The 23,069-nt window shown below is 57.3% G+C and carries 22 protein-coding genes; 10 read left to right on the plus strand and 12 right to left on the minus strand.

What is annotated here, in order from left to right; all coding sequences use genetic code 11:
* Positions 1-65: 65 nt before the first annotated feature.
* Entirely contained in the window at positions 66-476 is a 411-nt protein-coding gene (locus ACZ1HN_RS12915) for a hypothetical protein (protein ID WP_472727793.1), read from the minus strand.
* A 177-nt stretch (positions 477-653) separates the two neighbouring features.
* On the opposite strand from ACZ1HN_RS12915, the gene ACZ1HN_RS12920 reads away from it, so the two are divergent.
* Positions 654-1,451: a helix-turn-helix domain-containing protein gene (locus tag ACZ1HN_RS12920; protein ID WP_472727794.1), complete on the plus strand. Its 798-nt coding sequence runs from the start codon at positions 654-656 to the stop codon at positions 1,449-1,451.
* Here the strand turns inward: ACZ1HN_RS12920 and ilvN are convergent.
* The 6 genes from ilvN to ACZ1HN_RS12950 all read right to left on the minus strand — a co-directional run bounded on the left by ilvN (position 1,448) and on the right by ACZ1HN_RS12950 (position 7,592).
* Positions 1,448-2,008, minus strand: coding sequence for an acetolactate synthase small subunit (gene ilvN, locus ACZ1HN_RS12925; protein ID WP_299207102.1), 561 nt, complete (start codon positions 2,006-2,008; stop codon positions 1,448-1,450). The two genes, ACZ1HN_RS12920 and ilvN, sit on opposite strands and share 4 nt — an antisense overlap.
* A gap of 22 nt (positions 2,009-2,030) precedes the next feature.
* Positions 2,031-2,660: a hypothetical protein gene (locus ACZ1HN_RS12930; protein WP_472727795.1), complete on the minus strand. Its 630-nt coding sequence runs from the start codon at positions 2,658-2,660 to the stop codon at positions 2,031-2,033.
* Positions 2,660-4,411 carry an acetolactate synthase 3 large subunit gene (locus ACZ1HN_RS12935; RefSeq protein WP_472727796.1) on the minus strand — a complete coding sequence of 584 codons (1,752 nt, stop codon included), beginning with the start codon at positions 4,409-4,411 and terminating at the stop codon, positions 2,660-2,662. Before ACZ1HN_RS12935 ends, ACZ1HN_RS12930 begins: the two co-directional genes overlap by 1 nt.
* A gap of 272 nt (positions 4,412-4,683) precedes the next feature.
* Positions 4,684-5,472, minus strand: coding sequence for a methyl-accepting chemotaxis protein (locus ACZ1HN_RS12940; RefSeq protein ID WP_472727797.1), 789 nt, complete (start codon positions 5,470-5,472; stop codon positions 4,684-4,686).
* A gap of 48 nt (positions 5,473-5,520) precedes the next feature.
* Entirely contained in the window at positions 5,521-6,165 is a 645-nt protein-coding gene (locus ACZ1HN_RS12945) for a response regulator transcription factor (protein ID WP_472727798.1), read from the minus strand.
* A complete protein-coding gene (locus tag ACZ1HN_RS12950) occupies positions 6,162-7,592 on the minus strand; it encodes a cache domain-containing protein (RefSeq protein WP_472727799.1) in 1,431 nt (476 codons plus the stop codon). Before ACZ1HN_RS12950 ends, ACZ1HN_RS12945 begins: the two co-directional genes overlap by 4 nt.
* 249 nt (positions 7,593-7,841) lie before the next feature.
* Between ACZ1HN_RS12950 and ACZ1HN_RS12955 the strand changes: the two genes are divergently transcribed.
* The 4 genes from ACZ1HN_RS12955 (at position 7,842) to ACZ1HN_RS12970 (ending at position 12,999) form a co-directional block, all read left to right on the plus strand.
* Positions 7,842-8,927, plus strand: coding sequence for a TRAP transporter substrate-binding protein (locus ACZ1HN_RS12955; RefSeq protein WP_472727800.1), 1,086 nt, complete (start codon positions 7,842-7,844; stop codon positions 8,925-8,927).
* Between the two features lie 112 nt (positions 8,928-9,039).
* Positions 9,040-9,996, plus strand: coding sequence for a TRAP transporter small permease subunit (locus tag ACZ1HN_RS12960; RefSeq protein WP_472727801.1), 957 nt, complete (start codon positions 9,040-9,042; stop codon positions 9,994-9,996).
* 17 nt (positions 9,997-10,013) lie between these two features.
* The gene (locus ACZ1HN_RS12965; RefSeq protein ID WP_472727802.1) at positions 10,014-12,368 is read left to right on the plus strand and encodes a TRAP transporter large permease; all 2,355 of its coding nucleotides are present in this window, start codon (positions 10,014-10,016) and stop codon (positions 12,366-12,368) included.
* A gap of 157 nt (positions 12,369-12,525) precedes the next feature.
* A complete protein-coding gene (locus ACZ1HN_RS12970) occupies positions 12,526-12,999 on the plus strand; it encodes a hypothetical protein (RefSeq protein WP_472727803.1) in 474 nt (157 codons plus the stop codon).
* Positions 13,000-13,002: 3 nt separating this feature from the next.
* Here ACZ1HN_RS12970 and ACZ1HN_RS12975 read toward each other — a convergent pair whose 3' ends face one another.
* The 3 genes from ACZ1HN_RS12975 to ACZ1HN_RS12985 form a co-directional block, all read right to left on the minus strand.
* A complete protein-coding gene (locus tag ACZ1HN_RS12975) occupies positions 13,003-13,821 on the minus strand; it encodes an arginyltransferase (RefSeq protein WP_299702812.1) in 819 nt (272 codons plus the stop codon).
* 564 nt (positions 13,822-14,385) lie between these two features.
* A complete protein-coding gene (locus ACZ1HN_RS12980) occupies positions 14,386-14,793 on the minus strand; it encodes a DUF2852 domain-containing protein (protein WP_299207077.1) in 408 nt (135 codons plus the stop codon).
* 136 nt (positions 14,794-14,929) lie between these two features.
* Entirely contained in the window at positions 14,930-15,400 is a 471-nt protein-coding gene (locus ACZ1HN_RS12985; RefSeq protein ID WP_472727804.1) for a YbaK/EbsC family protein, read from the minus strand.
* A 78-nt stretch (positions 15,401-15,478) separates the two neighbouring features.
* On the opposite strand from ACZ1HN_RS12985, the gene ACZ1HN_RS12990 reads away from it, so the two are divergent.
* The 5 genes from ACZ1HN_RS12990 to ACZ1HN_RS13010 all read left to right on the plus strand — a co-directional run bounded on the left by ACZ1HN_RS12990 (position 15,479) and on the right by ACZ1HN_RS13010 (position 21,099).
* Positions 15,479-18,232 carry a [protein-PII] uridylyltransferase family protein gene (locus ACZ1HN_RS12990; protein WP_472727805.1) on the plus strand — a complete coding sequence of 918 codons (2,754 nt, stop codon included), beginning with the start codon at positions 15,479-15,481 and terminating at the stop codon, positions 18,230-18,232.
* Positions 18,232-18,507 (plus strand): hypothetical protein, encoded by a 276-nt coding sequence (locus tag ACZ1HN_RS12995; RefSeq protein ID WP_299702803.1) that lies wholly within the window; start codon positions 18,232-18,234, stop codon positions 18,505-18,507. Before ACZ1HN_RS12990 ends, ACZ1HN_RS12995 begins: the two co-directional genes overlap by 1 nt.
* Positions 18,508-18,634: 127 nt before the next feature.
* Positions 18,635-19,306, plus strand: a complete 672-nt coding sequence (locus ACZ1HN_RS13000) for a DUF6778 family protein (protein WP_472727806.1) — start codon at positions 18,635-18,637, stop codon at positions 19,304-19,306.
* Between the two features lie 39 nt (positions 19,307-19,345).
* Entirely contained in the window at positions 19,346-20,554 is a 1,209-nt protein-coding gene (locus ACZ1HN_RS13005; RefSeq protein ID WP_472727807.1) for an RSP_2647 family RNA methyltransferase, read from the plus strand.
* Positions 20,551-21,099, plus strand: a complete 549-nt coding sequence (locus ACZ1HN_RS13010) for an RSP_2648 family PIN domain-containing protein (RefSeq protein ID WP_472727808.1) — start codon at positions 20,551-20,553, stop codon at positions 21,097-21,099. Before ACZ1HN_RS13005 ends, ACZ1HN_RS13010 begins: the two co-directional genes overlap by 4 nt.
* Before the next feature lie 43 nt (positions 21,100-21,142).
* Here the strand turns inward: ACZ1HN_RS13010 and ACZ1HN_RS13015 are convergent, their stop codons facing one another.
* Both ACZ1HN_RS13015 and ACZ1HN_RS13020 read right to left on the minus strand, forming a co-directional pair.
* On the minus strand, positions 21,143-21,838 hold the full coding sequence (locus ACZ1HN_RS13015) for a M48 family metalloprotease (protein ID WP_472727809.1): 696 nt from the start codon (positions 21,836-21,838) through the stop codon (positions 21,143-21,145).
* Positions 21,835-23,043, minus strand: a complete 1,209-nt coding sequence (locus tag ACZ1HN_RS13020; RefSeq protein ID WP_472727810.1) for a cytochrome P450 — start codon at positions 23,041-23,043, stop codon at positions 21,835-21,837. The genes ACZ1HN_RS13015 and ACZ1HN_RS13020 overlap by 4 nt, the downstream gene beginning before the upstream one ends.
* Positions 23,044-23,069: the final 26 nt, after the last annotated feature.

Raw genomic sequence — 23,069 nt, forward strand, 5'->3', positions numbered from 1 at the left:
TCACGGCGGTTGAGGTGTGTAGATTTTCGACAGAATTTTTCCGTGTCCGACATATTGTCTAAGGTTTAGACACTGCGCATCTGTTGCGGCATACGCTCCGGAGCTGGATGGGCTTTGGAATGAAGGCGGAAAGGAATGATTTCTGCCGAGTCCGTGACATCGACAAGTGCGCGCTTCTCGTGTCTTATTTGATGCAGGCTGTCGGGTAGGGTTGTGTCATGGTTTTGCTGCAGCAGATGCGCGCGCCGTACCTTGCGTAGATTGCGTTCGGCAAAAGCATCAAACTCGACCATGTCGCCAACATCAAAGAATGCTTCCGGTAGTGAATCACAATCGTCTCGCGACAGGAAAGCGAGGTCGCCGTGGTCCTCACACCAGATGACTGCTTTCTCAGTTGTTGGATCGCTCCAAAGGATGACACCAATCATTGCTCTACCCAGAGTTAGACAATTTTTATCAAACTCAATTCTAGACATTTACGACATGTCTAAGTCGGTAACGTTCGCTTGCATTTTGTGTCTGGAACAGTATCGTTCAGAAGCAGTTTTGCGTCACCCTTGATGCGAATTGGCGTCACGTTTTGAGCAAGTGGCTCGGATTGGCGTCGGATTAACGATTACATTCCGATTCGAGCACAAAACGAAGAGACAACTATGCCTGAAACGCGCAGATCACCGGCGGAATTGCGCAGCATGTTCGGTGAAAACTTGCGGATTCTTGCCGAAAGCTATCCGTCCATTTCCGAGCTGTCCCGCCAGTTGGGTATCAACCGGACACAGTTCAATCGCTATCTTTCTGGAGAGAGCTTTCCGCGGCCTGATGTCTTGGCACGCATCTGTGACTTCTTTGATGTTGATGCACGCGTGCTGCTTGAACCCGTTCAAAACATTATGCCGGGGTCTGATCCACTTACTGGTCCGCTCCTTAAGGATTTCGTCGGAGCGGGGGTTGGGCTGATTGATGAAAACCTTTTTCCTAGTGGGTTTTATCGTTTCGTCCGGGCCAGCTTTCTAGACACCGACAGATTTGTGACGGGACTGGTACGCGTCTTCAGAGATGACGGGGCCACGATTGTGCGGGGGTACGAAACCAAAGCAGCCTTGGGTGTGCAGGGAATGCCCATCACGCGGCAGGCGCGCGAGTTTCGTGGGTTGGTCTTGCGTCAGGAAGACGGCGTGAGTGCACTGATCTCGCGTCGGGGGTCTCACACAGCATCGTTCAATTATCTGAGCCGGGTGACATCTTTTGAAAACAATGTCTGGGTTGGGTATGTGGCGCGCACCGTACAAGAGACACTTAGCAATGACCGGGTCGTGCGCATGATCTATGAGCATCTCGGTACGAGCATTGGAGCCGCAAAGGCCGCAGCGCGCGCGTCGGGATACTGCACGCAAGATGAGTTAACACCCTATGAAAAGCGTTTGCTGAAGGTAGGCGAACCCTTTGCCTAGTCGCCACGGGGCAGGGCGGCAACGCCCGTCCGTGCCACCTCTACCAGCCCAAGTGGACGCATCAAGTCAGCAAAAGCGTCAATCTTGTCCGGGGCGCCGGTAATCTCAAACACGAAGCTTTCCAGAGTGCTGTCGACCACGTTGGCGCGGAAAATATCAGCCAGGCGCAGCGCTTCCACGCGTTTCTCACCTTGGCCCGAGACTTTGAACATGGCCAGTTCCCGTTCAACAGACGGTCCTTCGACTGTAAGGTCGTGGACTTCGTGCACAGATACGATCCGTCCCAGCTGCGCCTTGATCTGCTCGATCACTTGCGGCGTACCAGTGGTCACAATTGTGATGCGGGACAGATGGCCGGTGTGATCTACCTCGGCCACCGTCAGGCTTTCGATGTTGTAGCCCCGCCCCGAGAACAGACCAATGACACGGGCTAGAACTCCTGGTTCGTTCTCGACCAGTACCGCTAGGGTGTGACGCTCTTCCACGTCCGAAAAGGTAGGACGCAGGTTGTAGGCCGAGTGGCTGGTGGAGCCTTTTTTGATCTTTAGTGCGGACATGGCGGTGTCTTTCGAGGTTGCTTCAGAAGAACAATTGGATGCGGCAATCGAAAACGCCGTTCTGCTCGTAGGCTTCTCGTTGCGGCGGATCGAAACTTGGGCGCCGCTTGTCGACGCTTTCATTACACTGCTTTAGCGCACTGGCCTTCGCCTCGGCGTCAAACCCGTAATTCCATGACCACCCATATGACCCAATGGGAGAAACCGCCAACGCCAAGTCGTTGCCAAGGCGGTTCTCTCGAAGCGCTTTGCCTAGTCTCTCTTTGTATTGCGCGGGCAGGGCGTCAAGCGCATCTGTCGGACCACCCTCCCATGTCGCATAGAGAATACAGGTCCGCTTCGCAAAGAACTCACATGTCACCTTGGCTGTCTTCTTGGCATCCGCCGCAGTGGCGGTGTTTCTGTGCCATCCCCAGCTTCTGCCGTCTCGTGGCACATAGAATGCGCCATGAGCGTTGGGTTCCGCTTTGAAATCTTCAAATGCGGCGCGTGTCTTTGCATCTAGCGTGACATTTGAATGTTGCTTCAGTTGCGGGTCGTCGATGAACGAGATTTCGGCGCGGGATGATTGACCGTCCTTTGAAGGGGCCGGCGCGTCACATGCAGACAGTGCGAAAACTGCTGAGATTACCGAAACCACACTACGCTGCATCAGACCAAAACGCTCCCCTTGGCATCAATTACACCCTGTGTCTCGGCCTCGCCCAGCAGCATCTCGTTATGCGCCTTGCCTGATGGGATCATCGGGAAGCAGTTTTCGTGTTTCTCAACCAGACAGTCGAACAGGACGGGTCCATCGTGGTTGATCATCTCCATGATTGCTTCATCCAGGTCGTCCGGATCGGAGCAGATGATGCCCTTGGCGCCAAACGCCTCGGCAAGTTTTACGAAGTCGGGCAAGCTTTCGGACCACGAATGTGAATAGCGTTCGCCATGCAGCAGCTCCTGCCACTGACGCACCATACCCAAGCGTTCGTTGTTGAGGATGAATTGCTTGACCGGCAGGTTGAACTGCATCGCCGTCCCCAGTTCTTGCATGTTCATCAGCCAAGACGCTTCGCCCGCCACATTGATCACCAACGCTTCGGGATGTCCCATTTGTACCCCAATCGAAGCAGGGAATCCGTAGCCCATTGTGCCCAAGCCGCCGGATGTCATCCAGCGGTTTGGGTCTTCGAAGTCGAGGTACTGTGCCGCCCACATCTGGTGCTGGCCCACTTCGGTACAGATGTAGCGATCGTGGTCTTTGGTCAAAGCTTCCAGCCGCGCCAACGCGTGCTGGGGTCTTATGGTTTTGCCTTCTTGCGTGAACTTCAGACAATCAACAGCCTTCCATTCATCAATCTTGGACCACCACTGTGCCACCGCAGCCTGATTGGTCTTGCGTCCACGTGATTTCCAGACCTTCAAAATGTCTTCCAAGACATGGCCCACATCGCCAACAATCGGGATGTCCGCCTTGATCACCTTGTTGATCGAGGACGGGTCGATGTCGATATGCGCTTTCTTTGATTTAGGGCTAAACGCGCCGATGCGGCCGGTGATCCGGTCATCGAACCGTGCGCCGATGTTGATCATCAGATCGCAATCGTGCATCGCCATGTTTGCCTCATAAAGACCGTGCATGCCAAGCATGCCCATCCAGTGTTTCCCACTGGCAGGGTAGCATCCGAGACCCATCAAGGTCGACGTGATGGGGAAGCCTGTCGCATCCACAAGCTCCCGCAGCAGCTGGCTCGCGCCCGCGCCGGAGTTGATGACGCCGCCACCTGTATAGAAAATCGGGCGTTTGGCTGTCTCAATCGCGGCAACCAACTCTGTGATCGCCTCCATGTCACCCTTGACCTGCGGCTGGTAGTGGGAGGTTGAAGGTTTGGGCGCGTTGTATGTCCCGGTTGCGAACTGCACGTCTTTTGGGATGTCAATCAGCACTGGGCCGGGGCGGCCAGCGGTTGCCACGTGGAATGCCTCATGAATGACGCCTGACAGGCCGTCAGTTTCCTTCACAAGCCAATTGTGTTTTGTGCAGGGGCGGGTGATGCCGACCGTATCCGCTTCCTGGAACGCATCCGATCCGATCATGAATGTAGGAACCTGACCTGTAAGAACGATGATCGGGATCGAGTCCATCAGCGCATCTGTCAAACCGGTCACGGCGTTTGTCGCACCGGGACCGGAGGTAACAAGGCACACGCCGGGCTTGCCTGTCGCACGTGCATACCCTTCGGCTGCGTGCACTGCGCCTTGTTCGTGACGCACAAGGATGTGCTTGATCGAGTTCTGCTGAAAGATCTCGTCATAGATCGGTAGCACAGCGCCACCGGGATATCCGAATACCGTGTCCACACCCTGATCAATGAGGGCTTGGACGACCATTTTCGCTCCGGTCATTTGACGTGTCATGTTCCGCGTGCTCCGATTTGCGGTTTCTGTTGCGCATAAAAAAACCCCCGGGTTTCGGGGGCGCATGGGTGTCGATCTGGATTTCCGTTACCGGCCCATGCGCATGTCCACTACAATGACGACTAGTTCAGTCATTAACCCTGAGGTCCTTTTCTGCGTGAGCGAACATTATGCGTACCCCAAAGGAGGGTCAACAGTGGAAAAACAGAAAAAACTGTCCCGCGGCTGGAAAAATGTGAAACTTTGTTTCGCGTGAGGTCTTCTTGCCGACATTAAAGGTAATTTTTGCCTCTTTTTGCGATGCTGCAGCCATCCTCACTGCCAGTCATGGCCGCTATCTCGGAGCGGGCTGTGGTGGCCAGCATCTGAATCTCTTCGGCCAGGGTTTTGAATTCGACCGCGATCACCCCCAAGCCGCGGCCTGCATCGCCGGCGCGTGCTGCTTCGACCGAGGCGTTGAGAGACACAAGGCGGACATGTTTGCCGATCTGCTCAAGCCGCGTCAGAGTTTTGGAAATGGCGTTCCCGGCCGCACTTGCGCGTTCCACCTCTGCGTGGCGCGTTGCGTCCAGCTTAGCCCAAAGACCGTCGCAAAACCCAGTGACGCTTTCGAAGAAACCACCGCGTCCAACCCGCAAATGGACATCAAGAGCGTCGCGCAACCGTCGGACATCATCGCCGCCAGCGGCAAGGGCGACATCGTTTGTGAGGTCGCTCATTCTCACAAAGGCAGCGACCGTCTTGGGGTTTTCGGATCCATGCTGTCCAATCCACTCACAGACCCAGTCAGGCACGGCCTTTTGGGGGTCCGTTCCCTGCACAAGTGCCGCCGAACGTGCGATAGCGTCACGCTGTTCGTTCAGGACGGCCCGCCATTGCGCCCGCTTTTCACTGGTTTCGGGACCAAGTGGATTTACACGAAACAGATATGATCCAAACAATGCCGAACGTATGGCCCTTGCCCGGGTGGTTGCGATCAAGTCGATGGCAGCCCGCCGTTGTGCAAAGCGTTCTGCGTCCGTCTCAGGTGCAGACTTGGTTTGAAAAGACAGCTGTGACATGCCCGAGCATTGCCACTGATCACTTTAGAAATCGTTAGGAAGCGCCGCCTAAAGCGCGTTGCCGGTGCCCTGCAGCACGCCATGCTCAAGTGCATAGCGTGTCAGACCGGCGGTGGACGATATGCCTAGCTTGCGCTTGATATTCTTGCGGTGGGTTTCAACCGTCCGTACGGAGATGTCCAAGGCGTTTGCCACTTCCTTGTTGGACAGCCCTTGTGCGAGTTGCAGCAGGATGGTTTGCTCGCGCCCGGTGAGCGCGCTGGCGACATCTGCGCGCTTGGGCGCAATGGCCCCTTCTGCCCCAGTGCACAGGTAACGTTCACCTTTCATGACAGTTTCTATCGCCTGTGCAATCTCTTCGGTCGGTACGTCTTTCAACACGTAACCCATCGCACCGTGGCTCAGGGCGGATGAGATGTATTCGGGACTGTCATGCATGGATAAGATAAGAATGCGTGTGCCCGGGCGTTTTTCCAGCACAAGCTCGGTTGCGGTCAGGCCACCCATTTCGGGCATGTTGAGATCCATCAGAATGACGTCGGGATCTAGGGCGTCCAACTGATCAATCACCGCACGACCGGTGCCGAGTGTCCCCACGACTGAAATCCCGTCATGGTCCTCAAGCACAGATTGGATGCCCTGCGCGACCATGGGGTGATCGTCGACGATCAGAACGCGAACTAATTCAGTCATGCGCGTGCGCGCTCCTTACCGGGTGTCGAGCTTTCTGGTGGCAGCAGGTGCGTCAATGGTACCGTTGCTTCGATCACGGTACCACCCTGCTGGCCCGCTCCAGACAAAATACGCAACGTGCCGTCCAGTTGCTCCACACGCTCTTGCATGTTTCGCAATCCAATTCCTGCGGATCTCCGGCTTAGAGACTGATCAAGACCGACACCATTGTCAGAGATGCGCAGCGTTGCTCCCCGTTTGTGACCACGCAGATCGACGGATACGTTTGTTGCTGCGGCATGCCGTTCAATGTTTGTGAGCGCTTCCTGCGCAATGCGATAGAGCGCAATTTTTGCATCCTGGTCCAGTCGGTTGCGGAACACCACAGTCTGAAAATCCGTCTCGATCTCGGTCCGGTTTGCAAAATCTTCGATCAGGGCCTTGAGGGCGGGACCGAGTCCCAAGTCGTCCAATGCGCCCGGACGAAGGTCACGGCTGATACGCCGCACTTCCGAAATGGCCGTGCCCAAGTTGTCTATTCCTTGTGTCAGCGGAGCTGTGGCGTCGCCGCTGCCTTTGTCCAAACGCCGACGCGCGCTGTCGAGCGCATAGCGGACACCGACAAGAATCTGGCTGATGCCATCATGCAACTCGCGGGCGACGCGGCCACGTTCCTCTTCCTGCGCGTCAAAGACTCGTTGCGTCAGTTTCTTTAGCTTGGCATCGGCCAGACGGCGTTCACGAAAGTTCAGCGCCATGCCGGAGCCAAAGACCATCAGCAGGGCAGCCAACGTGATGGCGGATATATAGTAGAACGTGCGTTGCACCCGGGTTTCAACATCGGCGCGCGCCTCAGCAACCGAGGTCAGGACGTCATCAATATAGACGCCGGTGCCAACAGCCCAACGCCACGAGGGGAAGGAGGTGACATAGGTGATCATCTCCGCTTCCTGACCGTTGGACGGCTTCGGCCAAAGGTGGGTCAGGTACCCGTCGCCCTGGCGCGCGATATCGATCAGGTTGGAAACGACATGCGTGCCCCGGCTGTCGGTGAGCGCAAGATGATTGTTGTTGATCATCTCGGTCTGGCGCGGGTTGACCAGATTTGTGCCGTCATAGTCATAGACGAAAAAGAACCCCTCATCCCCGTAGATCATGGCAGACAGAATCTGGGCCACCTGATCTTTGGCTTCCTGATCGTCGGGTGCGGCGGATCCATAGATGAAGTAGAAACCATTGCGGGCCTGCGTCACGTAGTTGCGCAGTTCCCTTTTCTTGGCCTCGATCAACTGGGTTTCCAGAGCCTGTATCTCCCGTTCGGCCAACGCGCGGGATTGTATGGCAACCAAGACAGCGATTGCCGCGACCGCAAGGATAAGCGGAACCGCAGCCACGAGTGACAGCTTTTGCGCATAGCTCAGGCGCAGGTTGGAAAGGGTACGTCGCACAACGCGATTCGATACGCGGATTACCGCTCGAATCAAAGGGGAACAGCGAAAATTACGTGCGCTAACAGGATCAGGGTAGAATGAAATGCGGGCAAAATTGGTGAAAAAACTGACCAAACGCGTGGAATTGCCGACTTTCTACGCAGTACTAGGTATTTTCATCGTGGCCGCCATCGCTAGTGTATCGGCACTCGAAACGATCCGCCCCCCTGGGAGGGGAAGGGCATCATATTTGGGAGGAGTATCTCTATGGATCGTCGTTCTTTTCTAAAGACGTCTGCACTTGGTGGGTCCGCCGCCGCGGCAACAACTCTGGCCGCGCCGGCCTATGCGCAGGGCAAGCGCACCCTGACAATGGTTACATCGTGGCCCCGCGGTTTTGCCGTTCTGGATGACGCGGCAAGCTACCTTGAGCAATTCGTGGGCGAGATGTCTGATGGTCAGCTGACCATCGACAAGAAAGCCCCTGGCGAGCTAGTTGGCGCGTTCGAAGTGTTTGACGCCGTGTCGTCCGGCCAGGCTGACATGTATCACTCGGCTGACTACTACTTCATCGGTCAACACCCTGCATATGCCTACTATACGGCTGTGCCGTTCGGTGGCACCGCGCAGGAAGTCACCAACTGGTATGAGCACGGCGGCGGCCAAGAGCTGCACGACGAGCTGGGCGAGATCTTCAACCTCAAAGGTCTGTTGGCGGGTAACTCCGGTTCGCAATCCGGTGGCTGGTTCCGCAACGAGATCAATTCGGCGGCTGACTTCAACGGCCTGAAGTTCCGTATGCCCGGTCTAGGTGGCAAGGTTCTGGGCAAACTGGGCGCATCCGTGCAGAACATCCCCGGTGGTGAACTGTACCAAGCGCTGTCGTCCGGTGCTCTGGATGGTCTGGAGTGGGTTGGCCCGATGGCTGACGAACGCGCCGGCTTCCAGGAAGTGGCGAAAGTCTACTACACCGCTGGTTTCCACGAGCCGGGATCGGCGCTGGCCGCCAACGTCAACCTCGACGTCTGGAACGACCTGACACCACAGCACCAGGCAATCCTGACGAACGGTGCACGTGCAACCACGCACTACCAGTTGGCCGAAACACTTGCCAACAACGGTGCGGCTTTGGCGCGTCTGCAACAGCAAGGCGTAAAAACGCTGCAATTCTCGGATGATGTCTGGGATGCATTCGGTGCTGCGTCCGCCGAAGTCATGGACGAGAACATGGGCGACGAGCTGTTTGCAAAAACACGCGCCTCGTTCGAAGAAAGCCTCGCCACCTCGGCCAGCTGGATCAACAAATCCGACGGCTACTATGTCCAACAGCGCGTGCGCGTGCTGGGCGGCTAAGCCGACTTTTTCTGAAAACGCCAGGGGCTCCGATGATCGGGGCCCTTGGTTCACGTGAGGAACTGAGGCGATCAGACTGCCACACTTTGGCCAGATCGTAGGGGGCACATCCATGGAAAACGAAAACGGCGCAGAAGCCGCGGGCACCTTTGCAACGCTTGTAGATGGCGTTCTGTGGTTCTTTCAGAGCCTGGGCCTGGCCTTCTACAACATCGCCTATGCCATCACCCATCCGGGGTCATGGCTGGATTGGGTCACTTGGGCCAACACGCCTGAGGACAAACTGTCCCTGATGAAATTCGTCTACTATGGCGGGTCGACGCAATTCTTCTTTGCTGTCCTCGCCATTATCCTTGTTGCCACCGCCGTCGGCTTTTGGAAACGCGAGTTCATGTGGGGCTGCGTTCGGGTGATGGAGGGGATTGCCAACACCTCTGGACGCCTTTTTGCTTGGGCTGGCCTTTTGATGGTGCTGCAGCAGATCATCATTGTATTCATGCAGCGGATTTTTACCCGGCCAGATATCTCAATCGGCTTCGGCATCCCGTTGCAGTTCGACATCTCCTGGTTCGCAGAAGAGTTGAAGCTCTATAACGCGCTCGTTGTCTGCATGTGCGTCACCTACACCTTCGTGCAGGGCGGGCATGTGCGTGTGGACCTCTTCTATTCCGCGGTGAAGTTCCGCACCAAGCGCGTGATCGATATGTTTGGCTCGTTGGTGTTCATGCTGCCCTCGGCCACGCTGATCTGGATGTACGGCTGGTACTTCCTGTGGCGCCACTTGGTGACGCCCAAACCGGCCGCAAGTTGGGATATTGAGCGCGCTGAGCGGTCGGCCCGCGCAGTGCGCTGGAACGTTGAAACGATCGGGTTCAGCCCCAACGGCTTCAACGGGTACTTCCTGTTCAAAATCCTGCTGGTCGCCTTTGCGGGGCTCGTATTCCTGCACGCAATCGCCTTCTTCTACCGCTCGTATCTTGAGTGGAGGGAAGGCGAAGAGAGCGAAGGCAAATATCTCGATCGCGATACGCTGGGCGAGGGCGAAGAAGCCTACGAAGGCACACACTGAGTTAGGGGCAGTAAACAATGTTGTTTGGACTTGATGGCGTAGAAATTGGCCTGATCATCGTCTTTGTCTGCCTCTTTGGAGGCATTCTTTCCGGCTTTCCCGTTGCGTTTGCGATTGCTGGGGCAGGGGTCATCTCCTTCGGGATCATCGCGTCGCTCGACAGTGCCGGGCTGTTGATCCACCAGGCGATTGACGAAAGTGCACAAGCCTACCGTGATCTGGTCAATTCGGGGGTCAAACCCGATACGATCAGCGTGTTCCGATACCCCGACTTGCCGCGCATTGGCGAACCTGTGTTCCCCAACGGTTGGGAAGTCGCGCTGGACCGGAACGTGTCCTTTGTCGTGAACCGGATGAACGAGCGTGTGCTGGCGGGTCAATCCATCGAAACGCTGCTGGCCGTTTTGATGTTTGTTCTGATGGGCATCACGCTAGAACGTTCGAAGATTGCCAATGACCTTCTGACAACCATGGCTCGCGTCTTTGGTCCGCTGCCGGGCGGTCTGGCTGTGTCCATCGTTGTTGTGGGTGCCTTCCTTGCCGCATCGACCGGCATCGTGGGTGCGACGGTTGTGACCATGGGCCTCTTGGCGCTGCCGACCATGTTGCGGAACAACTACTCACCCGAGATCGCGACAGGCGTGATTGCAGCCTCTGGCACCTTGGGGCAGATCATTCCGCCGTCCATCGTGATCGTTCTTCTGGGCACACTTGCTGGCGACCTTTACTCGGCCGCTCAGGAAAATCGGGCACAGGTTGCCGGTTGCACAGATGCGCTGACCTATCTGGGTGAGCCTGCGGTCGTGTCGGTGGGTACGCTGTTCCAAGCGGCTCTGTTGCCGGGCATCATGCTCGCGCTGCTTTATGCTCTGTATGCCTTCGGCTATGCGCTTTTGAATCCTGAGAAGGCACCTGCAGTCGAAATGGGCGCAACCAACGCCGAACCGATTACGCGCGGTGAGGCATTCACGTGGTTCCTGGGTGCACCTGTCCTGATCATTGTGGGTACCATTCTGCTGGGGAACCTGAACATTGTCGGCAGCCAATCCTCAACCGTGTCGGCGTTTTCCGACATTGGCCAATCAGCCAGCCTACGCACGAATGTCGGAGAAGAGTGCAAGGCGTCCATGATCGAGTTGCACGGCCAAGCTGCATGGGACGACGCTGTTGCACAACAAGAGGAAATCGACTCATCGGGTGGCGTCCAGCAATCTGAACGTCTGAGCGAGGAAGAACTCGCCGCAGCGATCGAGGCCAAGGTTGCGTCGGCTGCCCCCATCGGCACTGGCACAGCGATCCTGCTGATCCTGCTTGGTTTGATCCTGACCACGGCCAAGGGCATCGCGCCAAGCAAGGAAAACCAGCCACTGATCATTGGTGGCATTGGTGTGGTCCTTGCCCTGCTGGCCGACATACTGTTCATCGGGCCGCTCAACAGTGCAGGGTACTATGTGGCGGTCATGTTCATCCCCTTTGCACTGATCATTTACGGCGCGGTTGAGGGCGTGAAGCGATGTGCAAAGAACGAACTGGTGCGCGTTGTGTTCCCGCCGCTGGTGTTGATCGTGGCCGTGCTTGGCTCGATCCTGGGTGGTATCACGAACCCAACGCCTGCAGCGGCATTGGGCGCGGGTGGTGCGATCATGCTGGCGGCTTACCGCAAGCTGACGGATATGGATCGCAGTCCGAAAGTGATCATCTGGTCCACGCTGGCGATCATCGTTTGTATCCTCGTCGGTGTGAACTTTGACCTGCGTATCAACCAAAGCGGTGTGTCTGCACAAAGCTGGTTCGCGTTCTTCGTAGCCTACGGTGCGTACCTGTATGCCCTGTTCGGTCTGCTGTTCTCGTGCTGGATCCTATACACTTCGGGCGTGCTAAGCCCGGTTGTGCGAGAAACGGCCAAGGTGACGTCGATGGTGTTTACCATCCTGATCGGGTCGCAGCTTTTGAACCTCGTCGTGATCTCTTTCGGCGGCGAACACTACATCCAGCAGTTCCTCAAGTCTTTCGACAACGAGTTCACGGTGTTCCTGATCGTTATGCTGGTGTTGTTCATTCTGGGTTTCGTGCTCGATTTCCTCGAGATCATCTACATCGTGATCCCGATCGTGGGGCCGGTTATCTACGGCGGCACGTTTGATCCGAAATGGGTCACGATCATGATCGCGGTGAACCTGCAGACGTCGTTCCTGACACCACCCTTCGGGTTTGCGCTTTTCTATCTAAGAGGGGTCGCGCCGAAGGAAGTGACGACGGGCCACATCTACCGTGGGATCATTCCGTTCGTGTTGATCCAGGTGGCTGGGCTGGCCTTGCTTTGGACGTTCCCTGGCATCGTGACGTTGATACCGGACCTCATTCCGAACTAAGTGTTCAGTGAACCGAATATGGGGCGGCCAGTAGGCCGCCCTTTTTCTATAACGCGCAGCGTTTGGCGTCTCGTTCCAAACGCGATGCGATGTATCCGCTGGCCTCCGTTGGTGGTGGATGACAGGTAGTACCTGTAGGGGTTCGAATGAGGATGTGATGATGTCGGCCTGGCTGGTGTCTGTTCGAAACGACAGTTGGAACTACTCCGCGCTGGACGGCCGGTTTCGTGCGTATCTACCGGTTGACGATTTACTGGACCGGGTTGCGCAGGCATTGAACAACAAGATCTCGCAGATGCGTCAGTATCCGTCACTGGACAACGGTGTGTCGCAACCTTCGGAAGAGCTTGGCCGATTGCGTGCATTTCAGAAGCGCGTGGCAGGTCTTGAAGGCCGTCCATTGCACATAGACATCGGAGCTGCAGAAGTGCCGGTAGATTTCAACCAGGACCTGTTTGCAGGGCGGTTCGTGCTGCTGCACTGCTGGCGATGCCAAAGGCTTAGCACGGCGGAAGAGACTTGGATTGATCCGTTCGCGGAGACGGACGGCAGTCAGGTATTCGGACGCCTGAGGAAATGCATGTGCGGCAATACCATTGCGTACCAGATCAAGGGCCAGCGGCGTCCCTGAAGATTAGCGTGTGGGTCGTGTGTCCGGCAGCGAGATATTTGCGACTTGTTCTGCAATGGGATCGGTAGAAAGGGGGTGCATATCCGGGCTGAAAGTTTCCGGGTTGCGCATCTTTTGCCAGCGACCACCAATATAAACCTCAAGCCCAGAGAACTTGGATTTGTAGCCCATTTTCTGACTGCCGGGCACCCAATAGCCAAGATATACGTACGGTAGATTAGCTTCCTGCGCGATCCGAACGTGATCGAGGATCATGTACGTTCCCAAGGATTGGCGTTGCAGGCCCGGCTTGTAAAAGCTGTAGACCATGCTCAGCCCATCAGTCAGCACATCGGTCAGACTGACGCCAGTCAAATCGTTTGACGTCTTGTCGACATATTCAATCACCCGGCTGCGGATCGGCGTTTCTTCGATCATCGCGGCGAATTCGAACACGTCCATATCCGCCATGCCACCGTCGGCGTGTCGGCTATCAAGGTAGTCCCGGAAAAGGGCGTATTGTTCCTCGGTCGCCCATGGCGATGTCGCGCGGCGTTCAAGGCTTTCATTGCGCTTGATGGTGCGTTTTTGACTTTTTGACGGGCTGAAGGCGGACACGTCGATGCGTGCGGACAAGCAGGCGGAGCAATCGGCGCAAGATGGACGATACAGTACATTTTGCGACCGTCGAAAGCCTTGTTGGCTCAGGCTATCATTCAGTTTTTCAGCGTTCTCACCCTGCAGGGCCGTGAACAGCTTCCGCTCCATCCGCCCGTCCAGATACGGGCAGGGCTGAGGCGCAGTCACATAAAACTGCGGGGCAAGGGGAAGCGTGTGGCGCATCGGTATCCAGCAAAAGTTCGCGCAAATGATACCAGTGCACGCATTGCTGGCAAGTGCGTAACGTGGCTTCAGGCACGCGCGCGCCGATTTAATGCAGCGCTTCCCATCACAATATCGGTCAAACCCTGACCGCGGTTGGATGTCGCCATCAACACGATTGAAATCAGTTGAAGGGGCGCAACGGCCCAGCTGATCGTGTATCCCAGTGTGTGCAGGAATGCCTGACCCAAATCCAGACGAGCACCCGACGAGATCCCGGATTTCGATTGCCATAAGGCGCATGCCCCAGGTGCCCGATCCTATCGCCAGGGTGATTGTTCGATACATAAAGCCAACAACTGCGTACAAACCAAGCCAGAAGAATACGGCGAGAAAGGCGGTAAAGGGCAAAACCAAGGCGCAGATGAGGCCGATGATGATCGTGTCTAAGATCCACGCCATGAACCGTTTCCCGGCCACGTCGCGATAAAACTGCGGTTGTGTAATTGGGTCAGCGAGGTGCATTCATATGCTCCGAAGGGGAGAATGGAGGCGGTCCCGGACATAATGCCGGGACCGATGTACTTAGTCTTCGGACTTCGCGGCCTTTGCGCGTTCGTCCATGAACTGGTCGAACTCGGACTTGTCCTTTGCTTCGCGCAGGCGCTCAAGGAAGGCTTCGAAATTGTGCTGTTCTTCCTCCAACCGACGCAGCGTATCCGCCTTGTAGGCATCGAATGCCGAGTTGCCGGTCGAACGCATCGTGGTCATTGCACCGCTCATGCGGCGCGTCGTGCAGGATTTAGAGAACATGCGTTTGCTCCAGATCATGTAGGCCAGAAGGGCAAGGCCGATGGGCCAGAAGAAGATGAAACCGAGGACCATCGCCGCGATCCAGGCACCTTTGCCGCGGTCGTCAAGCCAGCGTTCGGTCTTGGAAAACCAACCGCCTGCGCTGTGCTGGGCGGGGGCAGTGGTGGACATGGACGTCATTTTCGAACCTTTCGCGTGATGCGGGGTCGGCGCCCCGAAGATGTGTGATTGTATGTGAAGCCGTTTCACATCACTAAAAATTGGCATCACGGGCCCGGGTTGCAAGGGTTAATGTAAATCTTTTTCACATACCCGCTTATTGTGATGTAAAATCAGATGGTTGTGCGCCCGAAATTTCGCGCAAGTCGTCGGGTTTGATCCTGAAAACGTGATGCGGTGTGCCCGCAGCAGCCCACACAACATCGAAATCCACAAGGCGTGGATCCAAATATGTGCGGATCGGATTCAGATGTCCCACGGGAGAAACGCCACCGATCGCAAAGCCTGTTTGGGCGCGGATGAGGGCAGCATTTGCCTTGCCCAACGCCTCGCCCGCAACGACAGCCGCCTTGGTCGCATCAACGGTGTTGCCGCCCGCTGTGATGAACAGAACGGCCCTGCCGCTGTCTTGCCCCCGGAAAATGATCGACTTCGCGATCTGGTCAATCTCGCATCCGATGGCGTTTGCAGCATCGGCAGCAGTACGGGCCAGCGGCGTTTCCATGATCCGGGTATCAGTCTTTGCCGCGTCCAGCGCAGCGCGTACACGTTTCAAGCTTTTGCTCATGATCTGAAGTTGTCGTTTAGCGCGCTACCATGCGCAAGGGCCATTGACGGCGCTTGGTCTGCCTTTGATGGTGCGGCCATGCGTTTGAAGGATCATATCATGCGGATGCCCCGCCCGTTTGACCTCGAACGGGGACAGGCGGCGGCGTCTTCAGTCCCCGCAGTCAGCGGAGCTTTGCACGATCTGATTGTGGGAACGGCAGGGTGCAGTCCTTATCTGGCAGGGTTGATCGAAAAAGAGGCCGATTGGCTGCCAACAGCGTTGGACGACCTTGATGCTGCTATTGAGCAAGTGCTTGGGCCTCCAAGCCAAGATTTGAGCAGGCTGAAGCCGGCCCTTCGGCAGGCGAAGCGCCGTGTTGCCCTGTTGGCGGCTTTGGCAGATTTGGCAGGGGCGTGGTCGCTTGAGGATGTGACGGGCGCGTTGACGCGATTTGCAGATATGGCCTGTGACGCTGCTTTGTCTGCCGCCGTCGAAGAGCAGGTGCGCCGTGGGCGCCTGCCGGACACTGAGGTCGGCCTGTTCGTGCTGGCCATGGGCAAGATGGGCGCGTTTGAGCTGAACTATTCATCCGACATTGATCTCATCTGCCTTTTTGATGAAACGCGGCATGATCCGTCGGACTATGCAAGTGTGCGCAAAGGATGCGTGCGTGCGGTGCAGGAGATGTGCAAGCTCCTTAGCGACCTGACCGAGGATGGGTATGTTTTTCGTACCGATCTGCGCTTGCGGCCTGATCCATCGGTGACGCCGGTTGTATTGTCGATGGGCGCGGCAGAGCGCTACTATGAAAGCCTGGGCCGGACATGGGAGCGGGCGGCTTACATCAAGGCGCGTCCCTGTGCAGGCGATCTTTCAGCAGGGAGAGCCTTTCTGGACGAACTTCGTCCCTTTGTTTGGCGTCGGCATCTGGACTTTGCTGCTGTGCAAGACGCGCATGATATGCGTCTTGCCATCCGCGCGCATAAGGGCACTGGCGGTCCCATAACCTTGCCCGGTCATGACATGAAATTGGGACGGGGCGGCATTCGTGAAATCGAGTTCTTCACTCAAACCCGGCAGTTGATCGCGGGCGGGCGCGACCGGGACTTGCGGGTGCGCGATACGGTCACGGGGCTGAGCCGTCTCGCCGCTAAGGACTGGGTGCCTGCTGCCACTGCCGAGACACTTACGGATCATTACCGCTTCGCCCGCACCGTTGAACACCGCATCCAGATGCAGCGCGACGCGCAAACCCACAAGTTGCCGGGCAGCGATGAGGGGTTCGAGCGGCTGGCTGCCATGATGGGTACAGAGCGGGCGTCGCTTGAAGGAGAGTTGAAGGATCGTCTGTCGTCCGTGCACGCAGAGACCGAGGGCTTCTTCGCTCCGGACGCCCGCGATCCCAAACCGAGCATGGTACTGGATGATGCGATGCAAGCGCGTTGGCGCAGCTATCCCGCACTTCGTAGCGTGCGGGGCGCGGCCCTGTTTGACCGCATTGAGCCTGTATTGCTTGAGCGTCTGTCGTCGGCCACAAAACCGCAAGAGGCGCTGGCCGCGTTTGACGGATTTCTTGCAGGTCTGCCTGCAGGTGTGCAGCTCTTTTCGTTGTTCGAGGCGAACCCGCAGCTCATCGACCTGTTGGTCGATATCGTTGGAACGTCGCCCGCATTGGCACAGTATTTGTCGCGCAATGCCGGTGTGCTCGATGCCGTGATTGGCGGCAGCTTCTTTGACGCGTGGCCGGGCGGCTCTGCTCTGACCGATCTGGCCATCGCCCGTTTGGCGGCTGAACCGGACTACGAAGGCAAGTTGGACGCCATACGAGCCTGGGCCAAAGAATGGCATTTTCGTATTGGTGTGCACCATTTGCGCCAGCTTACAACCGCGACAGAGGCTGGGAAGCAATACAGCGATCTTGCCAGGGCGAGCATCGCGGCGCTCTGGCCAGAAGTGCAGGCGCATTTTGCCAAACGGCACGGTCCACCACCGGGACGAGGCGGCGTCATGCTTGGTATGGGCAGTTTGGGGGCGGGGCACCTGACCCCTCAATCCGACCTTGATCTGATTGTGGTCTATGATCCGGATGGTGTTGATCAGTCCGATGGCCCCCGACCGCTACAAACCCGCAGCTACTACGCACGCCTGACGCAAGCCATGATTACGGCGATCACAACACAAACTGCTCAAGGACGGCTCTACGAGGCCGACATGCGGCTGCGCCCATCAGGCAATCAGGGGCCTGTCGCGACGAGCTGGTCCGCATTCCAGCGGTATCAGCGCGAAGATGCATGGTTGTGGGAGCATTTGGCCCTGGTGCGTGCAACAGTTGTGGCAGGGCCTGACAGCTTTGCTGAAGATGTAGAGCAGTTTCGTCGTTCGATAATTGGTCAAGTGCGTGATCGTCGCGCGGTCCTCGTTGAACTTTCAGATATGCGGGCACGCATCGCAGGTGCCAGACAACCCTCATCTGTGTGGGATGCAAAGACTGGTGCTGGACGTCTGCAGGACATCGAGCTTTTCGCACAAACTGGTGCCGTGCTGACGGGCGAGGTAAGGTCTGGGGTTCGGGACGGTCTGAATGCCTGTGTCGCCGCAGGCATTTTGAGTGACGTAGATGCACAGCATCTTTCCCAAACCCACGCGCTATTGTGGCGTGTGCAGATTGCCTCGCGCTTGCTCAGCGTGGATGCGGTTGATCCGGATGCGCTAGGGGCAGGGGGTCAAGAGGTATTGATGCGGGCGGTGGAGTTGGAAACACGGAGCGCGGCAGAAAACCGACTGATTGAGATGACGGAACGTGCCGCTGCGATCATTGATGCGGCCACGCAAGGCGAGGAACGTGAGTGATGCCGAAAGGTGATGATCTGGACCCAAAGGGTCTCATTTTCGAGGCTTACCGCATTGATGGGATCACTACCGCTGAATGCAGGACCATTTTTTTAGATTGGGCGCTGAGCGTACCGGGCACACATGTTCCGGCGGATTTGTTGTCGGGCTTGCTGAAACAGTACGGGGATGACTTCCCCGATCACCCGATGACACAGACCTTACGCGACGGGCAGGAACAGATCGCGCAACCTCGCCGTCGCGGTGGTTGGCGCAGCCGCCAGCGCGATGCCTGAAACTGTTCCACGTCTCTAAACAATCGCTTATTTGAACCAAATTTGTCCAATTTCTGCCCCATTCTCCCCGCAGGTTGAACTCCAGAACATAAAGGGCGCAGTGAATGTGGCCTGACTGGAGACCAAGATGAAACGCATGAAACTGGTATTGCTGTTGGCGATGGGTGGCCTTGTTTCGGCCTGTGCAAATACAAATGTTGCCTCGCGTAACGTTCCCTTCGAAGCACCTGCGCTGCCATTTGCGCAATCTGCACCGGTGGAAACCACGTCTCTGGTTGCCCGGCTGACCGATGTGCGGGTGGACAGCGTCACCGTGCGTGTGCCGCGTGCTCTGTCTGTCTCCGAGGCAAACCGCTATCTGCCCAAAGCCGATATCGTGTGGCGTGGCGATGCGATCGGTGATCGTCATGCACAAGTTGCGGCGATCTTTGACGCGGCTATGCGTCGCGGTACGGATCCACTCTCCGGCGCTGTGCCGGTTGCACTGGACATCAAGGTGCTGCGTTTCCACGCTCTGACGGAAAAGGCCCGTTACACCGTGGGCGGTGTGCACAATATCAATTTCGAACTGACCCTCCGCCATGCCGAGACAGGAGCTTTGTTGACCGAGCCCCGCGTCGTGCGTGCCGATCTGGATGGCTTTGGCGGACAGCAGGCCCTACGAGCTGAAGCGCGCGGCCTGACGCAGAAGGTGCGGATCACCAACCACTTGGCTGAAGTCATCCGTCAGGAATTGACGACAGTTGAAGGGTACAAGAACCCGCAATTGGGCTTCATCCAGGCGATGAATCAAATCTGATCTTTCACAAGACAGTCGATGGGATTAGAGGAGGGCGCCATGACAGCGCCCTCTTTTCCGTCCGACCGCCCGAAACTGCGTATGCGTCCCAAGACAGATGCGCGTCGCATTCGGCACGGGTTTCCATGGGTCTATGGCAATGAAACGGTCTTGGACCGTCGAACCAAGGCATTGCCGCCGGGCACGCTTGCCGTTTTGGAAGACGATGGTCGCGCACCGCTTGGTCTCGTGGCGGTCAATCCGTTGTCGAAGATCGTGGGGCGTGTGCTGGACCGTGACCCGAATGCTGTTGTCGACCAAGCGTGGTTCGAAGGACGCATTGCCCGTGCCTTGGCGTTGCGCGAGACGTTGTTCGAGGCGCCATACTATCGTTTGATCCATGCAGAAGCGGATGGGCTTCCTGGCGTGATTATTGATCGGTTTGGCGATACCGCCGTGATCCAACCAAACGCGGCGTGGGCTGACACGCGTTTGGATGATCTTGTTGCGGCGATACAAAGGGTCACTCAGATTCCCAATCTGATCAAGAATGCAAGCGGGCGGACACGTGCGCTCGAGGGGTTGGATGATCAGAATTCTGTTCTTGCAGGTGAGATGCCTGCGGATCCCATTCCGGTTCCCATGAACGGGGCGACCTATATGGCGGATGTCGCTGCTGGACAAAAGACGGGTCTGTTTTACGACCAGCGACCGAACCACGCTTTTGCCAAGTCTGTTTCATCCAACGCACGCGTGCTGGATGTGTTTTCGCATGTGGGCGGGTTTGGCTTGGCAGCCCTTGCCGGAGGCGCGCAGTCCGCCCTGTGTGTTGACGGGTCTGCGCCAGCGCTGGCGCTTGCATCTGATGGCGCAAAGGAGATGGGTGCAGCGGACAGGTTCGAGACCAGACAGGGCGACGCCTTTGACGTCTTGGCAGCCTTGCATGATGAAAGCACGCAATTCGATGTCGTGATCTGCGACCCACCGGCGTTTGCGCCCTCCAAGAAGGCGCTTGATGCCGGTTTGCGGGCATATGAAAGGATTGCGCGCCTTGCCGCGCCCTTGGTGGCCGAGGGGGGCATTCTGGGGCTTTGCAGCTGTTCGCACGCCGCGGATTTGGCTAAGTTCCGTGCAGCATCCGCGCGCGGCATCGGGCGGGCAGGGCGATCGCCAGCTCTGCTTCACACCGGATTTGCAGGCCCCGATCACCCTCAGCTGCCACAACTGGCCGAAAGCGGTTACCTCAAGGCGTTGTTTTTCCGCCTATGAAGGTGCTGATCGACGCCAACGTTCTATACCCCACCGTCATGCGCGAAGTGGTCCTTGGCGTGGCTGCGGCTGGTCTGTTCGCGCCGCAGTGGTCTGACCGAATTCTTGAAGAATGGGCGCGCGCCGCTGCACGGTTGGGCCTCGATGGTGAGGCACAGGCACGGGGTGAGATTGCGATGCTTGGCGCGCGGTGGCCAAGTTCAAATGTGAAGCACCCGCCCGAGTTGGAGCATCGGCTGTGGCTACCGGACCCTGCGGATGTGCATGTTCTGGCAGCCGCAATTGCCGGATCGTCCGATATCATTCTGACGTCAAATGCCAAGGATTTCCCGCGCAACATTCTGGCCGAGGAAGGGCTGTCGCGTGCTGATCCTGACGGGTTTCTTCTGGGGTGTTTCGAGGCGCAGCCGGATGCTGTGAACGATGCCGCTCAAAACGTGCTGTCCGAAGCGCGGCGATTGTCTGGTGAGGAGTGGCAGATGCGAGGTCTGATGAAAAAGGCGCGTTTGCCGCGCTTGGGTAAAGCATTGGAACGGTCTGCATAAGGTCGCTGGACCGTCAATGGAATGCCAGAACTGCGCCGATGGTCTAGGGCGCGGGGACACGTTTCCACTTGGCATCCAGTGCTTCGAGCGCCTTGATCCGTTCTTTTGTCTTCGGATGGCTCATCAGCCACGCCGGGACAGCACCGGAATTGGATTTGGTCAACACCTCGAGCTTCTCAAAAAGTGATATCTGGGGCCCAATCCCGATCCCGGCCTTTGTCAGCAAAGCTGCGGCGTATGCATCCGCTTCGTATTCATCGCTGCGTGACAGGCGCGCTGCCAATAGTGTGGTCAAGGCATTGGCAATCAAAACGCCAATACCGGGGATGAACCGCGACAGCACCATGGCCAGCGCCGTGCGCAATGCGTTCTGCCCGGAAAAATCAATCATCCGACGCCGACTGTGCCCAAGTGCGACGTGACCCAACTCGTGCGCAATCACACTCGCCATTTCGGACGCAGAAACACCACCTTGCCTGAACTTGTTGTAGAACCCGCGCGTGATGAAGATACGCCCATCTGGCGCTGCGAGGCCATTTACCGGCTCGATCTCGTAGATGTGGACCCGAATGCGATCCAGATCGAGCGCGGCTGCCATCTGATCACACATCTGACGCAACATTGGATCGACGAGTTCCGTGGATTTCTCGTCCAGTTCGCGTGCGGTGCGCCAGACGGAAAAGCGGTACATTGCCAGCCCATAAACAAGGGCAAGGAGGATTGGCAGAAACTTGATCATACTGAGGATATGGGGGCGTTTTCAGACATCGGCAAGCTTGCTGTGACATCCCAGCTGACAGGAACGGTCAAGGGACCGCGAAAGGCCCATCCGGCAAAGGTGACATCACCCTCCAAGCGCAGGTTGGGGAACTGATCAAACAGCATGGGCAGGGCATGACCCGCGATCAGGCTGCGAGAGGCAGCGGCACCCGCGCAAAAGTGCGGGCCAGCCCCGAACGGGATGGCAGGACCAGTGTCGCGGCTCAGGTCAAAACGGTCTGGATCATGGAAATGGGCTGCATCCCGGCACGCTGATCCAAACATGAAAAAGATCAGTTCATTTTCGTCAAAGTCGACGCCGCAGGCCGCGTCATTCCGGGCAACACGACGAGGCGACATACCGATTGGCGCGACAAGGCGCACATATTCGTCAAAGGCATCACCCCATGTCGCCGCGCCGTTCGCAATCCGGGCATATTGGTCTGGATGGGTCAGCAGTGCCCAAACGGTTCCAGCGATGGCGTCGCGCGGTTCGTTCTGGCCGCCGCCGATGATGACACGAACATTCCCCGCGATCTCATCGAGTGTCAGCCCCGCCTGATCAAGAACTGAAATGATGGAGTGATCCGGATCCGCCCGCAGTTCTGGCAAACGCGCCTCAATCAGGGATTGTACACGATCTGCATAGCGATATCCGCGCGTGTCTACGTCAGGGTCACGCTGGTAGTTCGCTGCTGCATCCAGCATCGCTTGGCTCGCCGCATCCATTTCGGCGGCTTCCATATTGGTCAGGCCCGTCATGAGGCGCAAAGCATCGGCAGCAACAGGCATTGCGAACTCGGTCACCAGGTCGCAGCCACCAAGTGGCTTCAGGCGGTCGATGTGATGCTGGACGATGTCCAGAAACTGCGGTGCCAGTATGTCTCGTACTGTTCGGGGGCTGAGTGCAGGAAACAGCGCCTTTCGTTCACGCATGTGCGCGTCACCGTCCTTGCGCATCATGTTTGAGCCCATGACCTTGGTCAGCAATCCATCTGGCTGATGGCTCGAAAACAGGTCGATCCGTTTTTCTTCGCGAAACACGTCGTCGCGCCGAGTGAACAGAGTCGCACCCAATTCCGGCACAAAGCACACAGGGCCCGTTTCGCGCATCCGTGCCAGGGTGGGATAGGGATCAGCGTGAAAGGCCGCTGGGTCGATGGAGACAACGGGAGCATTGGACATGTGCGGAACACTACGACCCGCAGCGT

The organism is Tateyamaria sp. GN1-10 (assembly GCF_055693845.1).

Coding starts and splice junctions, on each gene's coding strand:
- ACZ1HN_RS13005 (WP_472727807.1), top strand. CDS start 19,346: ATGACAGCGCCCTCTTTTCCGTCCGACCGCCCGAAACTGCGTATGCGT.
- ACZ1HN_RS13020 (WP_472727810.1), bottom strand. CDS start 23,043: ATGTCCAATGCTCCCGTTGTCTCCATCGACCCAGCGGCCTTTCACGCT.
- ACZ1HN_RS12980 (WP_299207077.1), bottom strand. CDS start 14,793: ATGACGTCCATGTCCACCACTGCCCCCGCCCAGCACAGCGCAGGCGGT.
- ACZ1HN_RS12975 (WP_299702812.1), bottom strand. CDS start 13,821: ATGCGCCACACGCTTCCCCTTGCCCCGCAGTTTTATGTGACTGCGCCT.
- ACZ1HN_RS12970 (WP_472727803.1), top strand. CDS start 12,526: ATGATGTCGGCCTGGCTGGTGTCTGTTCGAAACGACAGTTGGAACTAC.
- ACZ1HN_RS12945 (WP_472727798.1), bottom strand. CDS start 6,165: ATGACTGAATTAGTTCGCGTTCTGATCGTCGACGATCACCCCATGGTC.
- ACZ1HN_RS13010 (WP_472727808.1), top strand. CDS start 20,551: ATGAAGGTGCTGATCGACGCCAACGTTCTATACCCCACCGTCATGCGC.
- ACZ1HN_RS13015 (WP_472727809.1), bottom strand. CDS start 21,838: ATGATCAAGTTTCTGCCAATCCTCCTTGCCCTTGTTTATGGGCTGGCA.
- ilvN (WP_299207102.1), bottom strand. CDS start 2,008: ATGTCCGCACTAAAGATCAAAAAAGGCTCCACCAGCCACTCGGCCTAC.
- ACZ1HN_RS12940 (WP_472727797.1), bottom strand. CDS start 5,472: ATGTCACAGCTGTCTTTTCAAACCAAGTCTGCACCTGAGACGGACGCA.
- ACZ1HN_RS12920 (WP_472727794.1), top strand. CDS start 654: ATGCCTGAAACGCGCAGATCACCGGCGGAATTGCGCAGCATGTTCGGT.
- ACZ1HN_RS12990 (WP_472727805.1), top strand. CDS start 15,479: ATGCGTTTGAAGGATCATATCATGCGGATGCCCCGCCCGTTTGACCTC.
- ACZ1HN_RS12960 (WP_472727801.1), top strand. CDS start 9,040: ATGGAAAACGAAAACGGCGCAGAAGCCGCGGGCACCTTTGCAACGCTT.
- ACZ1HN_RS12935 (WP_472727796.1), bottom strand. CDS start 4,411: ATGACACGTCAAATGACCGGAGCGAAAATGGTCGTCCAAGCCCTCATT.
- ACZ1HN_RS12995 (WP_299702803.1), top strand. CDS start 18,232: ATGCCGAAAGGTGATGATCTGGACCCAAAGGGTCTCATTTTCGAGGCT.
- ACZ1HN_RS12930 (WP_472727795.1), bottom strand. CDS start 2,660: ATGCAGCGTAGTGTGGTTTCGGTAATCTCAGCAGTTTTCGCACTGTCT.
- ACZ1HN_RS13000 (WP_472727806.1), top strand. CDS start 18,635: ATGAAACGCATGAAACTGGTATTGCTGTTGGCGATGGGTGGCCTTGTT.
- ACZ1HN_RS12915 (WP_472727793.1), bottom strand. CDS start 476: ATGTCTAGAATTGAGTTTGATAAAAATTGTCTAACTCTGGGTAGAGCA.
- ACZ1HN_RS12955 (WP_472727800.1), top strand. CDS start 7,842: ATGGATCGTCGTTCTTTTCTAAAGACGTCTGCACTTGGTGGGTCCGCC.
- ACZ1HN_RS12985 (WP_472727804.1), bottom strand. CDS start 15,400: ATGAGCAAAAGCTTGAAACGTGTACGCGCTGCGCTGGACGCGGCAAAG.
- ACZ1HN_RS12965 (WP_472727802.1), top strand. CDS start 10,014: ATGTTGTTTGGACTTGATGGCGTAGAAATTGGCCTGATCATCGTCTTT.